19 protein-coding genes and 2 pseudogenes are annotated in these 21,442 nt (G+C 73.0%); 14 read left to right on the forward strand and 7 right to left on the reverse strand.

All coding sequences use genetic code 11. From position 1 onward, the window contains the following. A pseudogene (locus tag E1193_RS33045) lies at positions 1–560 on the reverse strand (hypothetical protein); the annotation flags it as partial. Positions 561–712: 152 nt separating this feature from the next. Between E1193_RS33045 and E1193_RS09550 the strand changes: the two are divergent. The 8 genes from E1193_RS09550 to E1193_RS09585 all read left to right on the forward strand — a co-directional run bounded on the left by E1193_RS09550 (position 713) and on the right by E1193_RS09585 (position 10,399). After that, positions 713–2,752 (forward strand): TIGR03960 family B12-binding radical SAM protein, encoded by a 2,040-nt coding sequence (locus tag E1193_RS09550; RefSeq protein WP_132182283.1) that lies wholly within the window; start codon positions 713–715, stop codon positions 2,750–2,752. 207 nt (positions 2,753–2,959) lie between these two features. Further along, the gene (locus tag E1193_RS09555) at positions 2,960–3,679 is read left to right on the forward strand and encodes a TIGR03936 family radical SAM-associated protein (protein ID WP_132182285.1); all 720 of its coding nucleotides are present in this window, start codon (positions 2,960–2,962) and stop codon (positions 3,677–3,679) included. A gap of 132 nt (positions 3,680–3,811) precedes the next feature. Then, entirely contained in the window at positions 3,812–6,856 is a 3,045-nt protein-coding gene (locus E1193_RS09560) for an Rne/Rng family ribonuclease (protein WP_132182287.1), read from the forward strand. A 119-nt stretch (positions 6,857–6,975) separates the two neighbouring features. Then, positions 6,976–7,482 (forward strand): hypothetical protein, encoded by a 507-nt coding sequence (locus E1193_RS09565; protein ID WP_132182289.1) that lies wholly within the window; start codon positions 6,976–6,978, stop codon positions 7,480–7,482. A 192-nt stretch (positions 7,483–7,674) separates the two neighbouring features. Further along, positions 7,675–7,989, forward strand: coding sequence for a 50S ribosomal protein L21 (gene rplU / locus E1193_RS09570; protein WP_088982529.1), 315 nt, complete (start codon positions 7,675–7,677; stop codon positions 7,987–7,989). Positions 7,990–8,000: 11 nt separating this feature from the next. Next, positions 8,001–8,255: a 50S ribosomal protein L27 gene (gene rpmA, locus E1193_RS09575; RefSeq protein ID WP_013288010.1), complete on the forward strand. Its 255-nt coding sequence runs from the start codon at positions 8,001–8,003 to the stop codon at positions 8,253–8,255. A 91-nt stretch (positions 8,256–8,346) separates the two neighbouring features. Continuing rightward, positions 8,347–9,879 (forward strand): GTPase ObgE, encoded by a 1,533-nt coding sequence (gene obgE, locus E1193_RS09580; protein WP_243707461.1) that lies wholly within the window; start codon positions 8,347–8,349, stop codon positions 9,877–9,879. 70 nt (positions 9,880–9,949) lie between these two features. Then, positions 9,950–10,399 carry a GNAT family N-acetyltransferase gene (locus E1193_RS09585; RefSeq protein WP_132182291.1) on the forward strand — a complete coding sequence of 150 codons (450 nt, stop codon included), beginning with the start codon at positions 9,950–9,952 and terminating at the stop codon, positions 10,397–10,399. Between the two features lie 46 nt (positions 10,400–10,445). Here E1193_RS09585 and E1193_RS33945 read toward each other — a convergent pair. From E1193_RS33945 to E1193_RS09600, 3 genes and pseudogenes are all read right to left on the reverse strand, one after another. Further along, positions 10,446–10,724, reverse strand: a pseudogene (locus tag E1193_RS33945) (DUF6766 family protein); the annotation flags it as partial. A 46-nt stretch (positions 10,725–10,770) separates the two neighbouring features. Continuing rightward, the gene (locus E1193_RS09595; protein WP_132182293.1) at positions 10,771–11,253 is read right to left on the reverse strand and encodes a DUF4383 domain-containing protein; all 483 of its coding nucleotides are present in this window, start codon (positions 11,251–11,253) and stop codon (positions 10,771–10,773) included. A gap of 312 nt (positions 11,254–11,565) precedes the next feature. Further along, positions 11,566–12,813: a cytochrome P450 gene (locus E1193_RS09600; RefSeq protein ID WP_132182295.1), complete on the reverse strand. Its 1,248-nt coding sequence runs from the start codon at positions 12,811–12,813 to the stop codon at positions 11,566–11,568. Between the two features lie 230 nt (positions 12,814–13,043). On the opposite strand from E1193_RS09600, the gene E1193_RS09605 reads away from it, so the two are divergent. Next, entirely contained in the window at positions 13,044–13,451 is a 408-nt protein-coding gene (locus E1193_RS09605; RefSeq protein WP_132182297.1) for a hypothetical protein, read from the forward strand. Positions 13,452–13,459: 8 nt separating this feature from the next. Here the strand turns inward: E1193_RS09605 and E1193_RS09610 are convergent, their stop codons facing one another. Beyond that, complete coding sequence (locus E1193_RS09610; protein WP_132182299.1) at positions 13,460–13,678, reverse strand: DUF397 domain-containing protein; 219 nt, start codon at positions 13,676–13,678, stop codon at positions 13,460–13,462. 67 nt (positions 13,679–13,745) lie between these two features. Here E1193_RS09610 and pepN point away from each other — a divergent pair, with 67 nt between their 5' ends. Next, positions 13,746–16,262 (forward strand): aminopeptidase N, encoded by a 2,517-nt coding sequence (gene pepN, locus E1193_RS09615; RefSeq protein ID WP_132182301.1) that lies wholly within the window; start codon positions 13,746–13,748, stop codon positions 16,260–16,262. A gap of 72 nt (positions 16,263–16,334) precedes the next feature. Here pepN and E1193_RS09620 read toward each other — a convergent pair whose 3' ends face one another. After that, on the reverse strand, positions 16,335–17,540 hold the full coding sequence (locus E1193_RS09620; protein ID WP_132182303.1) for an FAD-dependent monooxygenase: 1,206 nt from the start codon (positions 17,538–17,540) through the stop codon (positions 16,335–16,337). A gap of 161 nt (positions 17,541–17,701) precedes the next feature. Next, positions 17,702–18,349: a PadR family transcriptional regulator gene (locus E1193_RS09625; RefSeq protein WP_132182305.1), complete on the reverse strand. Its 648-nt coding sequence runs from the start codon at positions 18,347–18,349 to the stop codon at positions 17,702–17,704. A gap of 139 nt (positions 18,350–18,488) precedes the next feature. Here E1193_RS09625 and nadD point away from each other — a divergent pair, with 139 nt between their 5' ends. The 4 genes from nadD to E1193_RS09645 all read left to right on the forward strand — a co-directional run bounded on the left by nadD (position 18,489) and on the right by E1193_RS09645 (position 21,127). Next, positions 18,489–19,085 carry a nicotinate-nucleotide adenylyltransferase gene (gene nadD / locus E1193_RS09630; protein ID WP_132182307.1) on the forward strand — a complete coding sequence of 199 codons (597 nt, stop codon included), beginning with the start codon at positions 18,489–18,491 and terminating at the stop codon, positions 19,083–19,085. Between the two features lie 109 nt (positions 19,086–19,194). Beyond that, positions 19,195–19,593, forward strand: a complete 399-nt coding sequence (rsfS, locus tag E1193_RS09635; RefSeq protein WP_132182309.1) for a ribosome silencing factor — start codon at positions 19,195–19,197, stop codon at positions 19,591–19,593. Beyond that, a complete protein-coding gene (locus E1193_RS09640; protein ID WP_132182311.1) occupies positions 19,590–20,219 on the forward strand; it encodes a histidine phosphatase family protein in 630 nt (209 codons plus the stop codon). Before rsfS ends, E1193_RS09640 begins: the two co-directional genes overlap by 4 nt. A gap of 47 nt (positions 20,220–20,266) precedes the next feature. After that, positions 20,267–21,127, forward strand: a complete 861-nt coding sequence (locus E1193_RS09645; protein ID WP_132182313.1) for a DegV family protein — start codon at positions 20,267–20,269, stop codon at positions 21,125–21,127. Positions 21,128–21,442: the final 315 nt, after the last annotated feature.

Below are 21,442 nucleotides of genomic sequence, written 5' to 3' on the forward strand. Positions count from 1 at the left end.
GGCAACGGGGGGAGGTGGTGGTCGTCCAGTTCCCAGGTGCCGGTGTCCACGCCCGCCCACGGGTCCACCGGAGTGCGGTGCTCCGGCGGCTCCGCCGGGGCCGGCGGCGGCACCGGGGTGGGCTCGGCCGACTCGCCCCAGGCGCGCCGGCGCGGCAGCGGCGGCGGGACCGACGCCGACCCGCTCCAGCGCGGCGCGGGCGGCGGCTCGTGCTCGACCCGGGTGTGGTCCGGAGTGGCCGGGGCCGGCGCGTTGGCCGGTTCGGCCGCGCCGGGAGCCCCGGGCGCGGCGGGGCCGTGCGGGACGGGAGCGGCGCCGGGTGACTCGCGGGGCCGCGGATCGAACTCCGTCCGGTCGGCAACGGTGGCAGCCGCGGCGTCGGCGTGATCGCCGGCCCCGGCGGGCAGCACACGGGTGCCCTCCGGGCCCGTGCGGGGTCCGGCCGGCGGGGGTACGGGAGAGGGGGCCGGCACTCTGGTGACGGCCGGATCCCGGTCCGGGCCGGTGACCGGCGTGCTTCCCTCGGCCGGCCGGTCCGGACCCGGCTGCGGCTGCGGCATCGCGGCAATCTCCTCTCGCGCCGCTAGCGAGGTTAGTACCGGGCCGCCAGGCTCCGCGATCCGCGTCACCTGTGTGGGCCCGGACACCCGGGGCGGAAAGTGTGCACGGTGCGGCGCGGCGCCCGGCTGGGAGGCGCGTACCCTTGGGCATCATGAGTGCCCCGTCCACGACGCCGCGCCCCGGCGCGGCCAATTCCTGCGACGGCTCCAGCTCGGCGCGTCTGTCGTCGCGCCGCGACCCGGAGCCGTCGGTGTGGCCGCGGCTTGAGCCGTTGCTGCCCCAGGTGACCAAGCCCATCCAGTACGTCGGCGGCGAGCTGGGTGCGGTGGTCAAGGCCTGGGACGCGGTGGCCGTGCGCTGGGCGCTGATGTATCCCGACGCGTACGAGGTCGGCCTGCCCAACCAGGGCGTGCAGATCCTCTACGAGGTGCTCAACGAGCTGCCCGACGTGCTCGCCGAGCGGACGTACGCGGTCTGGCCGGACCTGGAGAAGCTGATGCGCGCCCACGGTGTGCCGCAGTTCACCGTCGACGCGCACCGCCCGGTGCGCGACTTCGACGTGTTCGGCGTCTCGTTCTCCACCGAGCTGGGCTACACCAACCTGCTCACCGCGATCGATCTGGCCGGCATTCCGCTGCTCGCGGCCGACCGCTCCGACGCCGACCCGGTGATCGTGGCCGGCGGCCACGCCGCGTTCAACCCGGAGCCGATCGCCGACTTCGTCGACGCCGCGGTGCTCGGCGACGGCGAGGAGGCCGTCCTGGAGATCACCACGATCGTCCGGGAGTGGAAGGCCGAGGGTTCGCCCGGGGGCCGGGACGAGCTGCTGCTGCGGCTGGCGCGCACCGAGAGCGTCTACGTGCCGCGCTTCTACGACGTGGACTACCTGCCCGACGGCCGGGTCCAGCGGGTCGTGCCGAACCGTCCGGACGTGCCGTTCCGGGTGCACAAGCGCACCACGATGGACCTGGACGCCTGGCCGTACCCGAAGAAGCCGCTGGTGCCGCTCGCCGAGACGGTGCACGAGCGGTACGCGGTGGAGATCTTCCGGGGCTGCACCCGGGGCTGCCGGTTCTGCCAGGCCGGCATGATCACCCGCCCGGTGCGGGAGCGGTCGATCACCACCGTGGGGCAGATGGTGCAGCAGGGGTTGGAGTTCTCCGGCTTCCGCGAGGTGGGTCTGCTGTCGCTGTCGTCGGCCGACCACTCGGAGATCGGCGACATGTGTTCCGGTCTGGCCCAGCAGTACGAGGGCACGAACGTCTCGCTGTCGCTGCCGTCGACCCGGGTGGACGCCTTCAACATCGACCTGGCGCAGGAGCTGTCCCGCAACGGGCGGCGGACGGGTCTGACCTTCGCCCCGGAGGGCGGGTCGGAGCGGATCCGCAAGGTCATCAACAAGATGGTGTCGAAGGAGGATCTGATCCGCACGGTCGTCACCGCGTACACCAACGGCTGGCGGCAGGTGAAGCTGTACTTCATGTGCGGCCTGCCCACCGAGACCGACGCCGACGTCCTGGAGATCGCGGACATGGCGCACGAGGTCATTCGGGCGGGACGGGCCGCCACCGGCAGCAAGGACATCCGCTGCACGGTCTCCATCGGTGGCTTCGTGCCGAAGCCGCACACCCCGTTCCAGTGGGCGTCGATGGAGCGGCCGGAGGTCATCGACGGCCGGCTCAAGCTGCTCAAGCAGGCGATCAACGCGGACCGGTCGCTGGGCCGGGCGATCGGCTTCCGCTACCACGACGGCGAGCCGTCGCTGATCGAGGGCCTGCTGTCCCGGGGTGACCGGCGGGTCGGTGCGGTGATCCGCCGGGTCTGGGAGAACGGCGGCCGGTTCGACGGCTGGAGCGAGCACTTCTCGTACCAGCGGTGGGTGGACGCCGCGGCCGAGGTGCTGCCGGCCTTCGGGGTCGACCTGGACTGGTACACCACCCGGGAGCGCGACGAGCTGGAGGTCCTGCCCTGGGATCACCTGGACTCCGGCCTGGACAAGGACTGGCTCTGGCAGGACTGGCAGGACGCCCTCGCCCAGTACGAGCAGGACGACTGCCGCTGGACCCCGTGCTTCGACTGCGGCGTGTGCCCGTCGATGGACACCGAGATCCAGATCGGTCCGACCGGGAGGAAGCTGCTCCCGCTCACCCCGGTCAACGGCCTGAAGGTTCCCTCCGGCGCGCAGCACTGACCCCCTCCCCCCAGGGAGCGGGCCCCCGCGTCGCGTACCCGCGCGCGTGCCCGCTCCGTTCCGGTGATCATGTGGTAATCGTCCCCCGGCACGGTGTCGCGGCCGGCAACTTCATGATCAACCGGTTCTGACCGAACGAGGAGCACGACGATCAGCAGGAAACCACAGCCGGAGGGCGGGCAGGCGCCGGTCGTCCAGCGTGTCCGGATCCGGTACGCCAAGCGCGGCCCGCTGCGCTTCACCTCACACCGGGACTTCGCCCGGGCCTTCGAACGGGCGCTGCGCCGGGCCGGTGTGCCGATCGCCTTCTCCCAGGGGTTCACCCCGCACCCCAAGATCTCGTACGCCAGCGCCGCCCCCACCGGCGTGGCCAGCGAGGCCGAGTACCTGGAGATCGGGCTGCGCGAGCCGGTCGACCCGGAGCGGTTGCGTGCCGCGCTGGACGCCGCGCTCTCGCCCGGCCTGGACGTGCTCGACGCGGTGGTCGCCAACGGGGGCAGCCTGGCCGACCGGATCGAGGCCTCGCACTGGCGCATCGAGCTGCCGGAGGTGGAGCCGGCCGCGCTGGAACGTGCGGTGGGCGCCTTCACCGCCGCCGAGGAGGTACTCGTCGAGCGGATGACCAAGCAGGGTCGGCGGACCTTCGACGCCCGCGCTGCCGTGATGCGCATCGATGTTATGCCGCCTGTGGTGACGCCTTCCGAGGCTGCGGGCGTGTCGTGTGCGATACTCGAACTGGTCGTACGGCAGGTCACCCCGTCCGTGCGACCCGATGACGTCCTTTCCGGCCTCCGCGTGGCGGCCGACCTGGAGCCGCCGGTCTCGCCCAGAGTGACCCGGCTGGCGCAGGGCACGTTGACCGCGCTGGGCGAGATCGTGGATCCGTTGGACGCGGATCGCGACAGGGCATCCATCGGAGAGCGCTGACCGTCGGTCAGCGCTCTGGGCAGGCAGACTTCGGCGGTCGCGCACCTCGCACGTCCGGCGGAAACACTTTTGCGGCGACCCTGCGTGGCAGCGCTCACCCGCGCCCGGGGCAGCCAGAACTGGAGAACGTCCATGCTCGAGAACGAGCCCGAGGGCGGCGAACGGACCGGCGCGCAGCCGGCCGGCGACACCGCCGAGAGCACCACCGCCAGCACCCCGGAGGTCACGCCCGCCGAGGCGCCGAAGCGTCGACGCGCCACCCGGCGCAAGGTGGCCCCGCTGAGCCAGCCGGAGCAGGTCGGGGCCCCTGCCGAGGCGTCGCCCACCGCCGCGTCCGCCACCGACGAGGCACACCACGCCGAGGTGCTCGCCCCGGTCGCCGGCGAACTGGACACCGCCCCCAAGACCACCCGCCGCCGGCGTAAGGCGGCACCGACCAAGGCGGCCGGGGAACCGGTCGCGGCGACCGGCGCGCAGGAGGGCTCGGCCGATGTCGCACCCCCGGTGAAGGTGACCCGTACGCGCCGGCGCAAGGCCGCCGAACCGGCCGTCGAGCCCACCCCGGCGGACGGCGACGTCGCGCTCGCGGCCGAGGAGGAGCCGCCTGTCGAGGCGGCGGCGCCGACCGAGCCCACCGTGGTCGACGAGGAGGTCGCCGAGGAGGAGGCCATCGCCGAGGAAACCGCGGAGCAGAAGGTCGCGCCCGAGGTCGCCGTCGAAGCCGAGGCCACCGAGCCGGCTGCCACCGATTCCGGCGCCGCCGTGCCGGTCGTCGCCGCGTCCGGTGCCGAGAGCCGGGCGGGCGAGGTCCCGCCGGGCGTCGCGGTGGCCGGCGGCGAGCAGCCGGCGGAGCCGACCGGGCCGGCGCCGCGCAGCCGTCGCCGGCGGGCCGTGCTCTCCGCGCCCACCGTCCTGTTCATGGCCCCGCAGCCGGAGGAACTGCCGGCCTTCCGCCTGGTCGAGCCCGGCCCGGCCGCCGAGGTCGTCGAGGAGGAGTCGGCCGAGATCGGGCGCCGGCGTCGCCGGGGACGCCGCGAGGCCGAGGTGGTCGAGGTCGTCGAGGAGGAGCCCACCGCCGACGAGGCGGAGGAGGCCGTGGAGGACGACGAGGAGGACGACGACGAGACTGCCGCCGGCCGTCGCCGTCGGCGTCGCGGTCGCCGGGGCCGCGGTCGCGGCAAGGGCGGCGCCGAGGAGGCCGACGAGGATGAGGCCGAGGAGGCCGCCAGCGCCGAGGACGAGGCGGGCGAGGCCGAGGAGGCCGAGGAGGAAGGCGAGGGCGACGGCGACGGAATGACCCGTCGGCGTCGGCGCCGCCGCCGCCGGGGCGCCGGGGACGTCGAGGCGGGCGCCGATGACGGCGTGCCGACCGTTGTCAAGATCCGTGAGCCGCGCAAGGCCGCCGACGAGGTGCAGGGCGTCTCCGGCTCGACCCGGCTGGAGGCCAAGCGCCAGCGCCGCCGGGACGGCCGCGAGCAGCGGCGCACCCGTCCGCCGATCCTGAGCGAGTCGGAGTTCCTGGCCCGCCGGGAGGCGGTCGACCGGGTGATGGTGGTCCGCCAGCGCGGCGACCGCACCCAGATCGCCGTCCTCGAGGACGGCGTGCTGGTCGAGCACTACGTCACGCGCAACTCCTCCGGCACGATGGCCGGCAACGTCTACCTCGGCAAGGTGCAGAACGTCCTGCCCAGCATGGAGGCGGCCTTCGTCGACATCGGGCGCGGTCGCAACGCCGTGCTGTACGCCGGTGAGGTCAACTGGGACACCACCGGCCTGGAGGGCCGGGCCCGCTCGATCGAGCAGGCGCTGCGCTCCGGCGACTCGGTGCTGGTCCAGGTCACCAAGGACCCGATCGGGCACAAGGGTGCCCGGCTGACCAGCCACATCGCGCTCTCCGGCCGGCATCTGGTCTACGTGCCCCACGGCAACGCCTCCGGGATCAGCCGCAAGCTGCCCGACACCGAGCGCAAGCGGCTGCGGGACGTGCTGAAGAAGCTGGTACCCGACGGCGCCGGGGTGATCGTCCGGACGGCTGCCGAGGGCGCCAGCGAGGACGAGCTGGCCCGGGACGTCAAGCGGCTCCAGGCGCAGTGGGAGGACATCCAGGCCAAGGTGGCCGAGGGTGGTGCCCCGGTGCTGCTCTACGAGGAGCCGGACCTGGTCATCCGGGTGGTCCGGGACCTGTTCAACGAGGACTTCCGCGAGTTGGTCATCGAGGGCGAGCAGTCGTACGACATGGTCGAGTCGTACCTGTCGCACGTCTCGCCGGACCTGGTCGCCCGGCTGCGCCGGCACGTCGGCACCGTCGACGTCTTCGCCGAGTACCGGATCGACGAGCAGATCATCAAGGGGCTGGACCGCAAGGTCTTCCTCCCCTCCGGCGGCTCGCTGGTGATCGACCGCACCGAGGCGATGACCGTCGTCGACGTCAACACCGGCAAGTACACCGGCTCCGGCGGCAACCTGGAGGAGACGGTCACCCGCAACAACCTGGAGGCGGCCGAGGAGATCGTGCGTCAGCTCCGGCTGCGCGACATCGGCGGCATCGTGGTGATCGACTTCATCGACATGGTGTTGGAGTCGAACCGCGAGCTGGTGCTGCGCCGGCTCACCGAGTGCCTCGGCCGGGACCGGACCAAGCACCAGGTCACCGAGATCACCTCGCTGGGCCTGGTGCAGATGACCCGCAAGCGGATCGGCGCGGGCCTGCTGGAGGCGTTCAGCGAGCCCTGCGAGTGCTGCAAGGGTCGCGGCCTGATCATCCACACCGAGCCGGTGCCGGAGAAGCCGCGCTCCGCCGGTGCGGGGGAGAAGGTCAGGGCGGTCGCCTCGGCGGTGGCCCCCACGTCGGCCGAGCAGCCCGCGGCGACGTCCCGGCGGCGCTCCCGCAAGGGCGTGGCGGCCGAGCGGGCGGTGGTGGAGACGACGGAGACTCCCGAGGTCACCGGCCCGGACACCGACGCCGAGTACCACGACACCATGGGCTATGACCTGTCCCGCTTCGAGGCGGACACTCCGGCCGCGCCGGCGGTCGCCGACGCTCTGGAGGGCGAGTCGGCGCGGCTGGCCGGAGCGGACGATCCGGACGCGCTGGGCGACGGCGACGCCGACGGCGAGGGCGGCACCGGTCGGCGCCGGTCCCGGCGGGCGGGCGCCCGTCGGCGTACCCGCCCGTGACCGGCTGACGTCCGACGTCACCGACAGGGCCCCTGCCCCGGCCTGCAGCCGGGGCAGGGGCCCTGTCGCGTCGACCGGGTCCGGTCTTACGATCGGTCCCCCCGGACAGGAGAAGACGTATGCGCCGCCTGCTCACCGCCACCGTGGTGACCACCGTCCTGCTGACCGCCTCCGGCTGCTCCGGCGACCGGGCCGACGACGCCCCGCCCGGCAGGTCCGGCGGGACCGGTCCGGCTGGTTCGTCGGCCCCGGCCACGCTGCTGCCGTCCGCCCCGGTCAGTGTCGCGCCGGCAGGCGGCAACGGCCCTCAGGTCTGCGCGGAGGCTGAGGCGGCCTCCACCACGGCGGTGCGCTCGTACGTCGAGGAGCTGGGCAGGATGATCGCGGCGGTCGGCGTGAACGACAGCTCCGGCGCGGAGTCGGCCCGTAAGCGGGCGGAGTCGGCGCTGACCACCTGGCGTACCGCATTGCGGCAGCAGTCCGCCCGGGCGACCGATCCGCAGCTGAAGACCCTGCTCACCGACCTGGCCACCGAGGTGGGCACGCTCGGCACCGACGTCGAGTCGATCGACGAGACCGAGCTGGACCGCCTCCAGCAGCGCCTCGACCAGCTCTGCGGGCGCTGATCGGGGCGGGGGCCGGTTTGGATCCCGGCCGGTTCATGGCGTACTCTTTCCTGCGGCGCACTTTGGTGTGCCGAGTTCCCGCGTGCCCGCGCCGCCGGTGTCACTGCTACCCGGCGAGTCGCCGTGGGAACGACCGACCGGTAACGGTAGGAAAAGACGCTAGCAGCCTCAACGACAGGGAGTCCGCCTCCGATGTACGCGATCGTCAAGACCGGCGGCAAGCAGTACAAGGTCGCCGAGGGCGACGTGATCGAGGTCGAGAAGCTCGCCGGTGCCCCCGGCGACGCGGTGAAGCTCACCGCGGTGCTCCTCGTCGACGGTGACGACCTGGTGACCGACGCGGCGAAGCTTGCCGAGGTCGCGGTGTCCGGCGAGATCGCCGCGCACACCAAGGGCCCGAAGATCCGGATCCACAAGTTCAAGAACAAGACCGGCTACCACAAGCGCCAGGGTCACCGCCAGCCGTTGACCCAGGTCAAGGTGACCGGCATCTCCAGCGGGAAGTAGGTCGTTCTCCAATGGCTCACAAAAAGGGTGCGTCCAGCTCGCGCAACGGCCGTGACTCCGCGGCCCAGCGGCTCGGCGTGAAGCGCTTCGGTGGTCAGGTCGTCAGCGCGGGTGAGATCCTCATCCGGCAGCGTGGCACCAAGTTCCACCCCGGTGACCTGGTCGGCCGTGGCGGCGACGACACGCTCTTCGCGCTGGCCGCCGGCTCGGTCCAGTTCGGCACCAAGCGCGGTCGTAAGACCGTCAGCATCGTGCCGCAGCAGTAGTTGGAAGGCGTTGCGGGCCGCGGACCTCCGGTCCCGGCCCGCTTCGCCTTTTTCGCGTGCGGGGGCGGACCTCGCTGGAAGGATTGGCGTCGTGACGACGTTCGTTGACCGGGTCGTCCTGCACCTGCAGGCCGGCGACGGCGGGCACGGCTGTGTCTCGATCCACCGGGAGAAGTTCAAGCCCTTCGGCGGGCCGGACGGCGGCGACGGCGGGCACGGCGGCAGCGTGTCGCTGGTGGTCGACCCCCAGGTGACCACGCTGCTCGACTTCCACTTCCGCCCGCACCTGAAGGCCGAGAACGGCAAGGGTGGCGCCGGCTCGAACCGGGACGGCGCCAACGGCCGCGACCTGTTGATCAAGGTACCCAACGGCACCGTGGTGCAGACCAGCGACGGCAAGGTCCTGGCCGACCTGGTCGGAGCGGGCACCACCTTCGAGGCGGCCCGTGGCGGGCGCGGCGGCCGGGGCAACGCCTCGCTGGCCAACGCCCGGCGCAAGGCGCCCGGCTTCGCCGAACTCGGTGAACCCGGCGACCGGCTGGACGTGGTGCTGGAACTCAAGAGCGTCGCCGACGTCGGCCTGGTCGGGTTCCCGTCGGCCGGCAAGTCGTCGCTGATCTCGGTGATCTCCGCGGCCAAGCCGAAGATCGCCGACTACCCGTTCACCACCCTGGTGCCCAACCTGGGCGTGGTCCGGGTGGACAACCACACCTTCACCGTCGCGGACGTGCCGGGCCTGATCCCCGGCGCGGCCACCGGCAAGGGGCTGGGCCTGGAGTTCCTTCGCCACGTCGAGCGGTGCGCCGTGCTGGTGCACGTGGTCGACACCGCGACGCTGGAGCCGGGCCGCGACCCGCTGGCCGACATCGACACCATCGAGGCCGAACTAACCGAGTACGGCGGGCTGGCCGACCGGCCCCGGCTGGTCGCCCTCAACAAGATCGACGTGCCGGACGGGCGTGACCTCGCCGAGATCGTCCGGCCCGACCTGGAGGCGCGCGGTTTCCGGGTCTTCGAGGTCTCCACGGCCACCCGCGAGGGGCTCAAGGAGCTCACCTACGCTATGGCCGAACTGGTGGAGCAGTCCCGGGCGGCCGCACCCCCGGCCGAGCCGACCCGGATCGTGATCCGGCCGAAGGCGGTCGACGACGCCGGTTTCACCGTCGAGCAGGAGCCCGAAGGCTCGTACACGGTCCGCGGCGTGCGGCCCGAGCGGTGGGTGCGGCAGACCAACTTCGACAACGACGAGGCCGTCGGTTTCCTCGCCGACCGGCTGGCCCGGCTCGGGGTGGAGGAGAAGCTGGCCAAGGTCGGAGCCCAGCCGGGCGATCTGGTGCGCATCGGCGACCGCGAGTTCGACTGGCAGCCGACCCTCTACGCCGGTGTCGACTTCGTCCCGGGCACCCGGGGCACCGACATCCGCCTGGAGGAGAGGTCGACCCGTCCGGCGGCCGCCGAGCGGCTGGCCGCCCGCAAGGCACGCCGGCAGCGGCCGGCCGACGAGGTGGAGGCCGCGTCGCAGGAGCCGGTGACCGACGAGGTGAGGGCCGCGTCGCAGGAGCCGGCGGCCGACGAGGTGAGAGCGGCGTCGCAGGAGCCGGTGGCCGACGAGGACTGGGATTAGCCCGGTTCCGGACGTGTCGGGGTCGCGCACCGGAAACCTAGGCGAAACGGCCCCGGCATACCGTGGGCTGATGCTGATCGAGTCCCGTCCCGCCACCGATCCCGAGATCGACGCCCTCGTCAGTGCCCAGCAGCGGGAACTGCGGGAAGCCGACGGAGGTCTGGACGGCCAGGCCACGGTGACCCACGACGACATCCGCTACCTGGCGGTGGTCGTCGACGGCCGCGCGGTCGCCTGCGGTGGCATCCAGGCCCTCGACCCGACCACCGGCGAGGTGAAGCGGATGTACGTCCGGCCGGCGTACCGGGGGCGGGGGATCGCCCGGCAGTTGCTGACCGCGCTGGAGGAGCTGGCTTTCCAGCAGGGGCACTCGATGGTCTGCCTGGAGACCGGCGTCTACCTGACGGCCGCGATCGGTCTCTACACGTCCTGCGGGTACCAGCCGATTCCGGTCTACGGCGAGTACGTGAACAACCCGTACAGCGTCTGTTTCGCCAAGCGTCTGCCAGTCGCGGCCTGAGCCCTGCCGTGCCGTGTCCGGCCGGCGAGCAACGCGGGACGGGTTCTCAGGCGCCGGTCTCGGCGTGGGCGGCGGTGACCGGCTTCGACTCCGGCGAGGCGTGCTGGCGCAGGAAGACGCTCAGCACGATCAGCGCCCCGACGGCGAGGAACTCGCTCTGCCAGTTCTGCATGGACTGGAACCAGAACTCGCTGGTGCCGAGGAAGCTCCAGGCGCTGATCGGCGGAGCCCCGCCGGACAGCGCCTGCTGCTGGTTGTACTCGGCGGTGCCGCCGAGGAGGTGGCCGACGAACGAGCCGAGGAAGATCAGCAGCAGGGCGAGGAAGAGGCTGTGGCGACCCGGACACGCCGGGTGCTCCGGGCGGGCCGGTTCAGGGGCGGTCGAACGGGGCGTCCAGCCGGCCGCCGGTGCCGGCGTCGTTGGACAGCAGCAGGCCGAGGGCGAGCATGCCGAAGCCGAGGGCCAGGTGCAGCCAGTTGTCGGCGGCGTTGACCGGGATGATGTTGGCCGCGCTCTCCTGCTCGATGGCCAGGCCGTAGATCCAGAGCCCGAGGTAGAGGGCGCCGCCGCCGGCGAGGAAGAGCCGGGCGCCGCCAATGGTGCGGACCAGCGCCAGCCCGACCAGGCCGAACAACAGGTGCAGCAGGTTGTGCAGGACCGACACCTGGAACAGGCCAAGCAGTTTCGCGCCGGAGTGGTGACCGGCGAAGGTCATTTCCCCGTACCCGGTGGTCACGCCCGGAACGAAGCCGAGCACGCCGACCAGCACGAAGCCCCCGGCCACCGCGACGGCGACCGTCTTGAGCCGGGCTCGGGGACCGGTCCGGGCACGTCGGCGCACGTCACCTGCCATCGCTTGTCACCTCCGTGAGCGGTGCCGACGGTAGCCGGACACTGCTCACATTCTGTGACCGCCGCGCCACGGAGAGCGGATGAATGGCGAATCAGGCTCGTGAAGGACCAGGCGCGGCAGTCCCGTGAACAGGTCCGGGACTGAGCTCCACAGCTCGCGGCCGGACCCGGCGTCCACCGGGTACGGCCGCGAGCTGTCCGTGCCCGGGGTCCGCTCCGGTGACCGTCGGCCTCGCGCCGGGTGGCTCGTTCCGGGGCATGTCCGGAGCTGGGACCGGTCAGGCCGGGGCCGTGTCGGGGGACCCTCCTCGGGTCAGTCGGCGCGGCACACGGCGTCCAGGACGACACCGCTGGGCGGCAGCGTCGGCATTCGGGCGAGGTCCAGGGTCAGGTCCTGCGGCGGCACCCGGTAGCGCATCGCGGTGGTCAGCAGGGTCACCGCCTGCTTCATCAGCTCTATGGTGATCCACTCGCCGGCGCAGCGGTGCCCGGCCAGATGCTCGCCGCCGCCCTGCGGCACGAAGCCGTACGGGTCGTCCCGCCAGCCGGCGAAACGTTCCGGCCGGAACCGCTCCGGCTCCGGCCACAGCTCCGGGTGGTGGTTGGTGCCGTACAGGTCGAGCAGCACCCGACAGCCGGCCGGGAAGTGGTGGCCCTGCCAGTCGAAGGCGTGCCGGACCCGGGCGGCGGCCACCGGGAAGAACGGGTAGTAGCGGCGGACCTCCTGCACGAACCACTCGGTGGCCTCGTCGCTGGTGCGGACCCGGTCGGCCCAGGCCGGGTGGTCGTGCAGGGCGAGCGCGGCGAAGGCCACGTAGCGGTCGACAGCCACCGTCGGGCGCAGCACGTTGAGCAGCTCCACGGCGGCGATCCTGCGGGGCAGCCGCCGCCCCCCGGCGTCCCGGTGCTCGGCGATGGTCCGCAGCGCGCTGCCCTGCGGCACGGGCAGGGTGCCCGCCCGGGTCCGCTCCACCAGGTCGCCGATCCAGCGCTCGGCGCGGCGGCGGCTGAGCAGCCCGCGCAGGTGCCGGGGGCCGATCGCCGTCGCGCTGGTGATCAGCGCGTGCATCTCGCCGGTACGCCGGGCCACCTCGCGCTCGGCCAGCGGAACCCCGGCCCAGGCGCAGACCGCCCGCATGAGGACGCAGGCCACCTCGTCGTACAGGATCACCGGGCCGGCGCTCTCCCAAACCGGGATCCGGGCCCGCCACTCGTCGGCGAAGAGCTGCCCGAGCCGGCGTACCGCGGCCGGCGTCATGAGCGACAGGAACATGCCCTTGCGGTCGCGGTGCGCGTCCCCGTCCAGCCCCTGTACGCCACCGCGGCCGGTCAGCGTCCGCTGCGCCCGCTTCGGCGTCGCCCCGGCCCGTTGGAAGCGCTCGGTGTCGTAGAAGAGCACCGCCGCGGGTCGGCCACGCAGGCAGATGGTCGGCTCCAGCAGCAGCCGGGCGGTGAAGATGTCGCTGCCGAGGCGATCGCACCGGGTGCCGATGAATCGGTACCCCTCGCGCAGGAAGGCCAGGGTGCTCTCCGGGCTGCGGTCGGCGGGCGTGGCGACCATCGGGCTCTCCTGACACGGTGGCGGGCGGCCGACAACCGGGCGGCCGGGCGGGTTCTACCCCGGCTCCGGGCGTTCATTCCTGGTCGGCACGCCGGCGTCGGTCCGGCGCCGCGAGTGTGGGCCAGCGACGGCACGACCGGCTGGCCCCTCCCCTGGCGCGGAGAACCTGGTTGGCTCGTCAGCGGGCCGGCCGCGACCAGCCGGCCGCCGGATCACCACGGGGAGGACCGATGCGGGAGAACACGCCGCCGTACTGGCGTCAGCGCAGGGCGACCGAGGCGATGGGCCGGGCCGGTGGGGCTGGCCCGCATCCGGCGGATGCGCCGCTGGTCGCGCCGCCCCGGCGGGTACCCCGGCCACCCCGGCACTTCACCGCCCACCTGGGTTTCGCCGCCGACGGGCCGGAGCAGGCCCGCGAGCTGGCCGTGGCGTACGCCGAGGCGTTGAGCCTGCTCCGCCCGGAGCTGGTGCTCGTCGCGGCGGCCCTCTCCCCGGCGGACGCCTGGCACCGGGCGGAGCGGCTCTTCTGTGCCGCGGTCGGTCCCGACGGTGAGCGCTGCACCGACGTGTCCGGACATCCCGGCTTCCACCACGCCCCCGGCCCCGGCGGCCTGGGCTGGGGCGAGGGGGACGGGTGACCGGCCGCTCAGTCCAGGTCGAACTCGCCGTCCCGGGCGCCCGCGACGAAGGCGTCCCACTCGGCCTGGGTGAAGACCAGCACCGGGCCGTCCGGCTCGGCGGAGTTGCGCATGCCGATCAGATCATCGACGAAGGCCACCTCGACCGCGCTGTCAGAGGTGTCGCCCTCCGCCCGCTGCCAGACCGCTCGGGACAGGTCGAAGTCGCCCTTGGGGTGCTGACCCATTGTTGGTCCTCCATCGCCATGCGTATCGAAAGAGCCCGTCCGGCTCTCCGTCCGGCAGGATAAGCGGATGCCGAGCCTTAGCCGTGCAGAGGCGACCGCGCGTCGCGCACTGATCACCGTGGTGTCCTACGAAGTGGACCTCGACCTGACCGGCGGCGGCGACCACTTCCGCTCCACCGTCACCATCCGATTCCAAGCCACTTCCGGTGCCGCGACCTTCGTGGAGGTCAAGCCCGCGGCCCTGCGAGCCGTACGCCTCAACGACCATGACCTCGACCCGGGCGCGCTGGCGGAGAACCGGCTGCCGCTGACCGGGCTGGCCGGGGAGAACACGCTCACCGTCGACGCGGAGATGGCGTACTCGAACACCGGCGAGGGGATGCACCGCTTCGTCGACCCGGCCGACGGCGAGACCTACCTCTACGCGATGTCCTTCCTGGACGACGTGCAGCGGATCTTCGCCGCCTTCGACCAGCCGGACCTGAAGGCACCGGTGACCCTGTCGGTCACCGCACCTCCGCAGTGGACGGTCGCGGCCAACGGGCAAGTCGCCGCCCGCCCCCGCCCGGGGCGCTGGGAGTTCGCCACGACCCCGCCGCTGGCCACCTACTTCGTGTCGCTGATCGCCGGCCCGTGGCACGTCCGACGCGACTCGCACGACGGCATCCCGCTGGCGGTCTACTGCCGCCGTTCGCTCGCCGCGCACCTGGACGCCGACCTCGACGAGGTGTTCACCGTCACGAAGCAGTGCCTGGACCGGTTCCACCAGCTCTTCGCCGAGCGCTACCCGTTCACCAAGTACGACCAGGCGTTCGTGCCCGAGTTCAACGCCGGCGCGATGGAGAACCCGGGCCTGGTCACCCTCCGCGACGACTACGTCTTCCGCTCGGCGGTCACCGACACCCAGCGGGAGTTGCGCGCCACCACCATCGCCCACGAGATGGCGCACATGTGGTTCGGCGACCTGGTCACCATGCGCTGGTGGGACGACCTGTGGCTCAACGAGTCCTTCGCCGAGTACCTCGGCACCCGGGTCACCGCGGAGGCGACCCGTTTCGACCGGGCCTGGACGACCTTCGCGATCCGCCGCAAGGCGTGGGGCTACACCGCCGACCAGCGGCCGTCGACCCACCCGGTCGCCCCCGAGGAGGTCGCCGACGCCGCCGAGGGCCTGCTCAACTTCGACGGCATCTCGTATGCCAAGGGTGCCAGCGTGCTCCGCCAGCTCGTCGCCTGGCTCGGCGACGAGGCCTTCCTCGCCGGGCTCAACGCCCACTTCGCCGGGCACCGGTTCGGCAACGCCACCCTGGCCGACCTGCTCGCCGCCCTCGGTGCCGCCGCCGGCCGGGACCTCAGCGGCTGGGCGGAGCGGTGGCTGCGCCGGGCCCAGGTCAACACGCTGCGAATGGAGACGGCGGTGGACGCCGCCGGCCGCTGGAGCGTCGTCGCCGTGACACAGACCGCCCCCACGTCGCACCCGGTGCTCCGCCCGCACCGCATCGCCGTCGGGCGGTACGCCGCCGACGGGACGGTGATCCGGGTCGAGCTGGACCTCGACCCGGACACCGACGGGGGCCGTACCGAGGTGAGCGCGCTGATCGGCCAGCCAGCCACCGGCCTGTTGCTGCCCAACGATCGTGATCTGACCTTCGCCAAGATCCGCCTCGATCCGGCCTCCGCGGACGCGGTGCCGATGGTGCTGCCCGGGTTGACCGACCCGCTGGCGCGGGCGTTGTTGTGGGGCGAGGCGCTGGACGCCGCCCGCGACGGGGAGCGGCCGGTCCCGGCGTTGGTGTCGCTGATCGCGGCGGCACTGCCCGCCGAGACCGAGGTGATCATCGCGGAGGAGGTGCTCGGGCTCAGCCGTGGCCTCATCGACCGGTACCTCGACCCGCTCGCCCGCGACGCCGCCCTGCTGCGGGTCGCCGGTGCGTGCGCCGACCTGCTCGCCGGAGCACCTGCCGGCAGTTCGACGCAGCTCGCCGCCGCCCGGGGCCTGGTCGCCGCCACCACCGACACCGGGCTGCTCACCGCCTGGCTGGCCGGGCACGGCGCGCCCGAAGGGCTGGCCGTCGATGCCGATCTGCGCTGGGCGCTGCTGCTGCGCCTGGTGGTGCTGGGCGGAGCCGGCGAGGTCGAGATCGCCGCCGAGGCGACCGCCGACCGCAGCGCCGTCGGGGCCGAGCGGGCTGCCCGCTGCCGGGCCGCGCTGCCGGACGCCCACGCCAAACACACCGCCTGGGACCTCGTCACCCGCAGCACGGAGCTGTCCAACCGGCTGGTGGAGGCCACCGCGGAGGGCTTCTGGCAGCCCGAGCAGGCCGAGCTGACCGCACCGTACGTCGAGCGGTACTTCGCCGACATGCCGGCCACGGCCCGACTGCGTACCCCGTGGGTGGCGGACCGGATCACCACTCTGGCCTTTCCCCGCTACGCCGTGGCGCAGTCCACCCGGGAGTTGGCCGCGGCGCTGCTGGCCCGTGACGACCTCACGCCCGGCCTGCGTCGCTGGGTGACCGACCTCGACGACGACCTGCGCCGCGCGCTGGTGGCCCGGACGGCGGTAGCCGCCGCGTCGGCCTGACCCGGCGGGCAGCGGTGGGCCACCGCGTGGGGTGGGCACCCGGACCGGGGGGCGCCCACCCCACCCGGCAGCTCAGCGGGCGGTCCGCCCCGCCGTCACCGGGGCGCCCCAGTCGATGACGTAGCGCTGCTCCGGGCCGATCGTCTTCTCCGGGTTCATCGCGGTCTTCACCAGCAGCGGCATCATCAGCGGCAGCAGTGCGCGGGCGACCGGGCCGGGGGCCTTGGCCTGGTTGATCCGCGCCGCCCGGGCGGCGACCTTTTCCACCCGGTCGCGCCGCAACCGCTCGAAGGCGGCGTACGCCGACCGGACGTCGGGCAGGTCGCGCAGGCAGCGGGCCAACTGCACCGCACTCTCGATGGCCAGCGAGGCGCCCTGGCCGGAACTGTTGGACGGCGCGTGCGCCGCGTCACCGACCAGCACCATGCGCCCCCGGTGCCAGTGCCGCAGCGGCGGCATGATGTGCAACGAGCCCACGGCCTGGAGCTCGTCGGCGCTACTGGTCAGCAACAGGTCGCGGCCGGGGTCGTCGTCGGCGTGGGCGGCCCGCAGGATCCGCATCCAGTCGGCCGGGGCCACCGCGCGGGCCTCGCGGAGACTCAGCGGCCGGGCCTGGGGGAGGTTGACGCCCCACCGGGTGCCGCCGCCCGGCTCCGGCCAGTAGAGGTAGTAGCCGCGCCGGCCGAACGCGAAGGTCATGGTGCCCGGTGCGACATCGACCTCGTGCCGGGCGACCGCCTCGAAGCCGAGCAGCCCGGTGAACCGTGGGCCGGGGGCGTCGGGGTCGATCAGGGTGCGTACGGTCGAGTGGATGCCGTCGGCCCCGACGAGGACGTCGGCGGTGGCGGTGCCGCCGTCGGCGAACCGGGCCGTGATGCCGGCCTCCGTCTCCTGCGCGTCGACCAGGCGCCTGTCGTGCTCGACGAGCACACCCTCGGCGGCGGCGAGGTCGTGCAGCACGCGGTGGAGCTGGTTGCGGTGCACCACGCGTAGCGGGGGCACACCCTCCAGTGCCGGCAGATCGATGCGCCGGTGCCCGACGGCCAGCACGGTCCGGTGGATCGGGGTGGCGATCGCGGTCACGGCCTGGTCCGCGGCGACGGCGCGCAGGGCCGCGATGCCGTTTGGCGCGAGCGCGAGGGTGCCGCCGACGCCGTCGGTGGTGCTCGGATACGCCTCGTAGACGGTGGCGGTGATGCCCGCGCGGCGCAGCGCCAGCGCGGCGACCGGGCCGGCGATTCCGCCGCCGATCACGATCGCGGTCTTCACTGTGGTCATGGTGTCCCTCCTGGGGATGGTCGGTCGTCGTCGCGTCCGAACCGACCTGGAGAGAGCCCGGCTATCCTCGTGGTTGCCGCTTCGGGCCGGGCACCTGTCCAGGTGCGGTTCGAGGTAACAGGCCCCGGCGCGGTGTTGGCGCACCGTGCCGGGGCCGCCTGTCACTGGGTGGGGCTGCTCCTTCCCCGCGCCTCGGTCGGCTCCGTGGGCGGCAGGCCGGCCTCGTGGTAGGCCCGCCACTCGGCCAGGCCCGGGTAGCCGCCGGAGGTGAGTTCGGCCAGCAGCGAGCGGATCCAGGCGGCTTCCGCCTCGCGGACGGTCAGGTCGTAGTCCGACTCGACCAGAAAAAGCCGGGGCACGGTCCGCAGGTGCTCGGCGAGCGCGTCACGGCCGGCACTGATTCCCTCCTCCAGCAGCGCCAGTCGCTGTCGCAGCAGCGCCACCGCCTCGTCAGGGTGCAGGGCGGCGAGCACCGACAGGCCGGCGCGGAACCGGGAGAGTTCGGCGCCCGGGGTGGCGACCAGTTCCCGGGCCCAGTCGACCAGTTCCTCCCGCCCGGAGTCGGTGATGCGGTAGACGGTGCGCTCGGGACGGCGGCCGTCGCGGACGCTCTGCACGGCCGCGATCAGACCGTGCCGGTCCATGTTGCGCACGACGGTGTAGAAGGAGCCCCACTTGAGCTCCATGTCCTGGTCTTTGCCCCAGGCGCGCAGCGTCGTGGCGATCTCGTACGGGTGCATCGGCCGTTGGGTGAGGACGGAGAGCACGGCCAGGGCGAGCAGGTTCCCGACCCTGCGTTGTCGGGGCATGCCGACCTCCCCTCGGTGCTCGTATACGAGTACTCGTGCACGAGCATAAGGGGCGGGCGCCCGCCCCGGAACCCCCACGGCGATGGGCGCCCGGCGGACCGCGAACCGGCGGCGAGGGCGGGCGTCCTACGATCATGGAATGGAGGAGCGAAGCCGGCGGGTCGGGATCATGGGCGGCACCTTCGACCCCATCCACCACGGGCACCTCGTGGCGGCCAGCGAGGTGGCGGACCGGTTCGGCCTGGACGAGGTGGTGTTCGTCCCGACCGGCCAGCCCTGGCAGAAGGCGGACCAGCCGGTCACCCCGGCAGAGGACCGCTACCTCATGACGGTGATAGCCACCGCCTCCAACCCACGCTTCCAGGTCAGTCGGGTCGACATCGACCGCGGCGGCCCCACCTACACCATCGACACCCTCCGTGACCTGCACGCCCAGTACGGCCCGAAGGTGCAGCTGTACTTCATCACCGGCGCGGACGCGCTGGAGCGCATCCTGTCCTGGAAGGATCTGGACGAGGTTCTGGAACTGGCCCACTTCATCGGGGTGACCCGGCCCGGCTTCGCGCTCTCCGACGAGCACCTGCCGGCCGACACGGTGAGCCTGGTGCAGGTGCCGGCGATGGCGATCTCCTCCACCGACTGCCGCGCCCGGGTGGCCCGGCGCGAGCCGCTCTGGTATCTGGTGCCCGACGGTGTGGTGCAGTACATCGCCAAGCGCGGCCTGTACAAGCAGTGATCCCGCCGGGTTCGGGTGCTTCGTCCCCTTACTCGACCAGAACTGACGAGTCGGCACCCGGCCGGGTGTGAGACGCTGGGAGGGTCGCACGGTTGATCGAAGGAGAACGGTGACAGTTTCCGAACGCGCTCACGAGCTGGCGATGGCCGCCGCGCAGGCCGCGGCTGACAAGAAGGCCCAGGACATCGTCATCATCGACGTGGGCGACCAGCTCGCCATCACCGACGCGTTCCTGCTCGCCTCCGCTCCCAACGAGCGGCAGGTGCTGGCCATCGTCGACGCCATCGAGGAGCGCCTGCTGGAGCTGCCCGAGAAGGCCAAGCCGGTGCGCCGCGAGGGCGAGCGGGGCGGTCGCTGGGTGCTGCTCGACTACGTCGACATCGTCATCCACGTACAGCACACCGAGGAGCGCGAGTTCTACGCCCTCGACCGGCTCTGGAAGGACTGCCCGCTGATCCCGTTCGTCGACCGCGACCTGGTCGAGGCCGACGCCTCCGCCACCGAATGACCCGCCTGATCGTCTGGCGGCACGGCAACACCGACTGGAACGCCGCCAGCCGGGTGCAGGGGCAGACCGACGTGCTCCTCAACGACCTGGGCCGGGAACAGGCCCGTACCGCCGCGCCGCTGCTCGCCGGGCTGCGGCCCGACGTCATCGTCGCCTCGGACCTCAGCCGGGCCGCAGACACCGCCGCCGCCCTCGCCGAGGTCACCGGCCTTCCGGTACGCACCGACACCCGGCTGCGCGAGCGGCACTTCGGCCAGTGGCAGGGGCTGTTGCTCACCGAGGTCGCCGAGCGGTTCCCCGTCGAGTACGCCCGTTGGCGGGCCGGTGACCCCGACCCCGGCGCCGGCATCGAAACCCTCGACGACCTCGGCAAGCGGCTCGGCGCGGCGTTCCAGGACGCGGCCGACCTCGCCGCCGGCGGCACCGTGGTGGTCACCACCCACGGCGGGGCCGCCCGGCAGGGTGTCGGTCACCTGCTCGGCTGGGACCACCCGGTCATGCGCACCGTCGGCTCGCTGGGCAACTGCCACTGGACGGAGCTGCGGCACGGCGAGGCGCGGGGCTGGCACCTGCGTGCCCACAATGTCGGCCTGATCACGCGGCCGGCGCTCGCCGAGCCGGTCTGAGCCGGCCGGCCCCGGCGGTCGATCCGACATGGGCTAGCGTGCCGGGCATGCCCGTCGCGGTCGTCACCGACTCCACCGCCTATCTCCCGCCCGAGCTGGTGTCGGCGCACCGGCTGACCGTGGTGCCGTTGACCGTCGTGCTCAACGGCGCCGAAGGGCTGGAGGGGGTGGAGATCCTCCCGGCCGACGCCACCCGCGCGTTCGGCGAGCGGCGGGTCTCCGTCAGCACCTCCCGGCCGGCACCGGAGCAGTTCGCCCGGACCTACCGGGAGCTGCTGGCCGCCGGCGCGGACGGGGTGGTCTCGGTGCACCTGTCGGCGGAGCTCTCCGGCACCGTCGAGGCCGCCGAGTTGGCCGCCGCCGAGGTCGGCGAGGGGGTCACGGTGGTCGACAGCCGCGCTACCGGGATGGGCCTCGGCTTCCCGGTGCTCGCCGCCGCCACCGCCGCCACGGCCGGCGCCGACCTGGCCACCGTCCGCAACGCGGCAGCGGTCGCCGTCGACCGCACCAACACCTTCTTCTACGTCGACACGCTGGAGTTCCTGCGCCGGGGCGGCCGGATCAACGCGGCGGAGGCCCTGCTCGGCACCGCACTGTCGGTCAAGCCGATCATGCACATGCCGGACGGCGCGATCGTGCTCCGGGACAAGGTGCGCACGGCCAGTCGTGGCCTCGCCCGCCTGGTCGACCTCGCCGTCGAGGCGGCCGGCGACGCCGGAATCGACCTGGGCGTGCACCATTTCGCCGCGCCGCAGCGCGCCGAACAGCTCGTCGCGGCGCTCGCCGCCCGCTTCGGCACGCGGCTGCACGACACGTACGTCTCGGAGGCCGGCGCCGTGGTCGCCGCGCACGCCGGCCCCGGTCTGGCCAGCGTGGTGGTCCACCGCCGCCCCGATCCGACCGGCTGAGGTCGCAGGCCGCACCCGGTAGCCGACATCGGTCGTTGTGTCCTGGACTTCCGCGATGACGTCAAGGTCCGGTCGTTGTGTTGATGTTGAGGGTGGCCTGTAGCGTGGGCCTGGCCCTGCTACAGCGCCCGGAGTCCGGCCAGTTGTACCAGTGCGTGTGGGGCGGCAGGCTAGGCGCGGGTACCCGCCTGAGGTCGCCGGTCGCTAGGAGATCGGCGACAGCCCGAACCTGTGGGTTCGGGCTGTCGCTTGTGTTCCGGGGGGCTGAGCAGGTGACCCCATCCCGGCGGCCCGAGCGTCTACGGGCATGGCGAT

The organism is Micromonospora sp. KC606, assembly GCF_004348675.1.
Taxonomy (GTDB): Bacteria; Actinomycetota; Actinomycetes; order Mycobacteriales; family Micromonosporaceae; genus Micromonospora.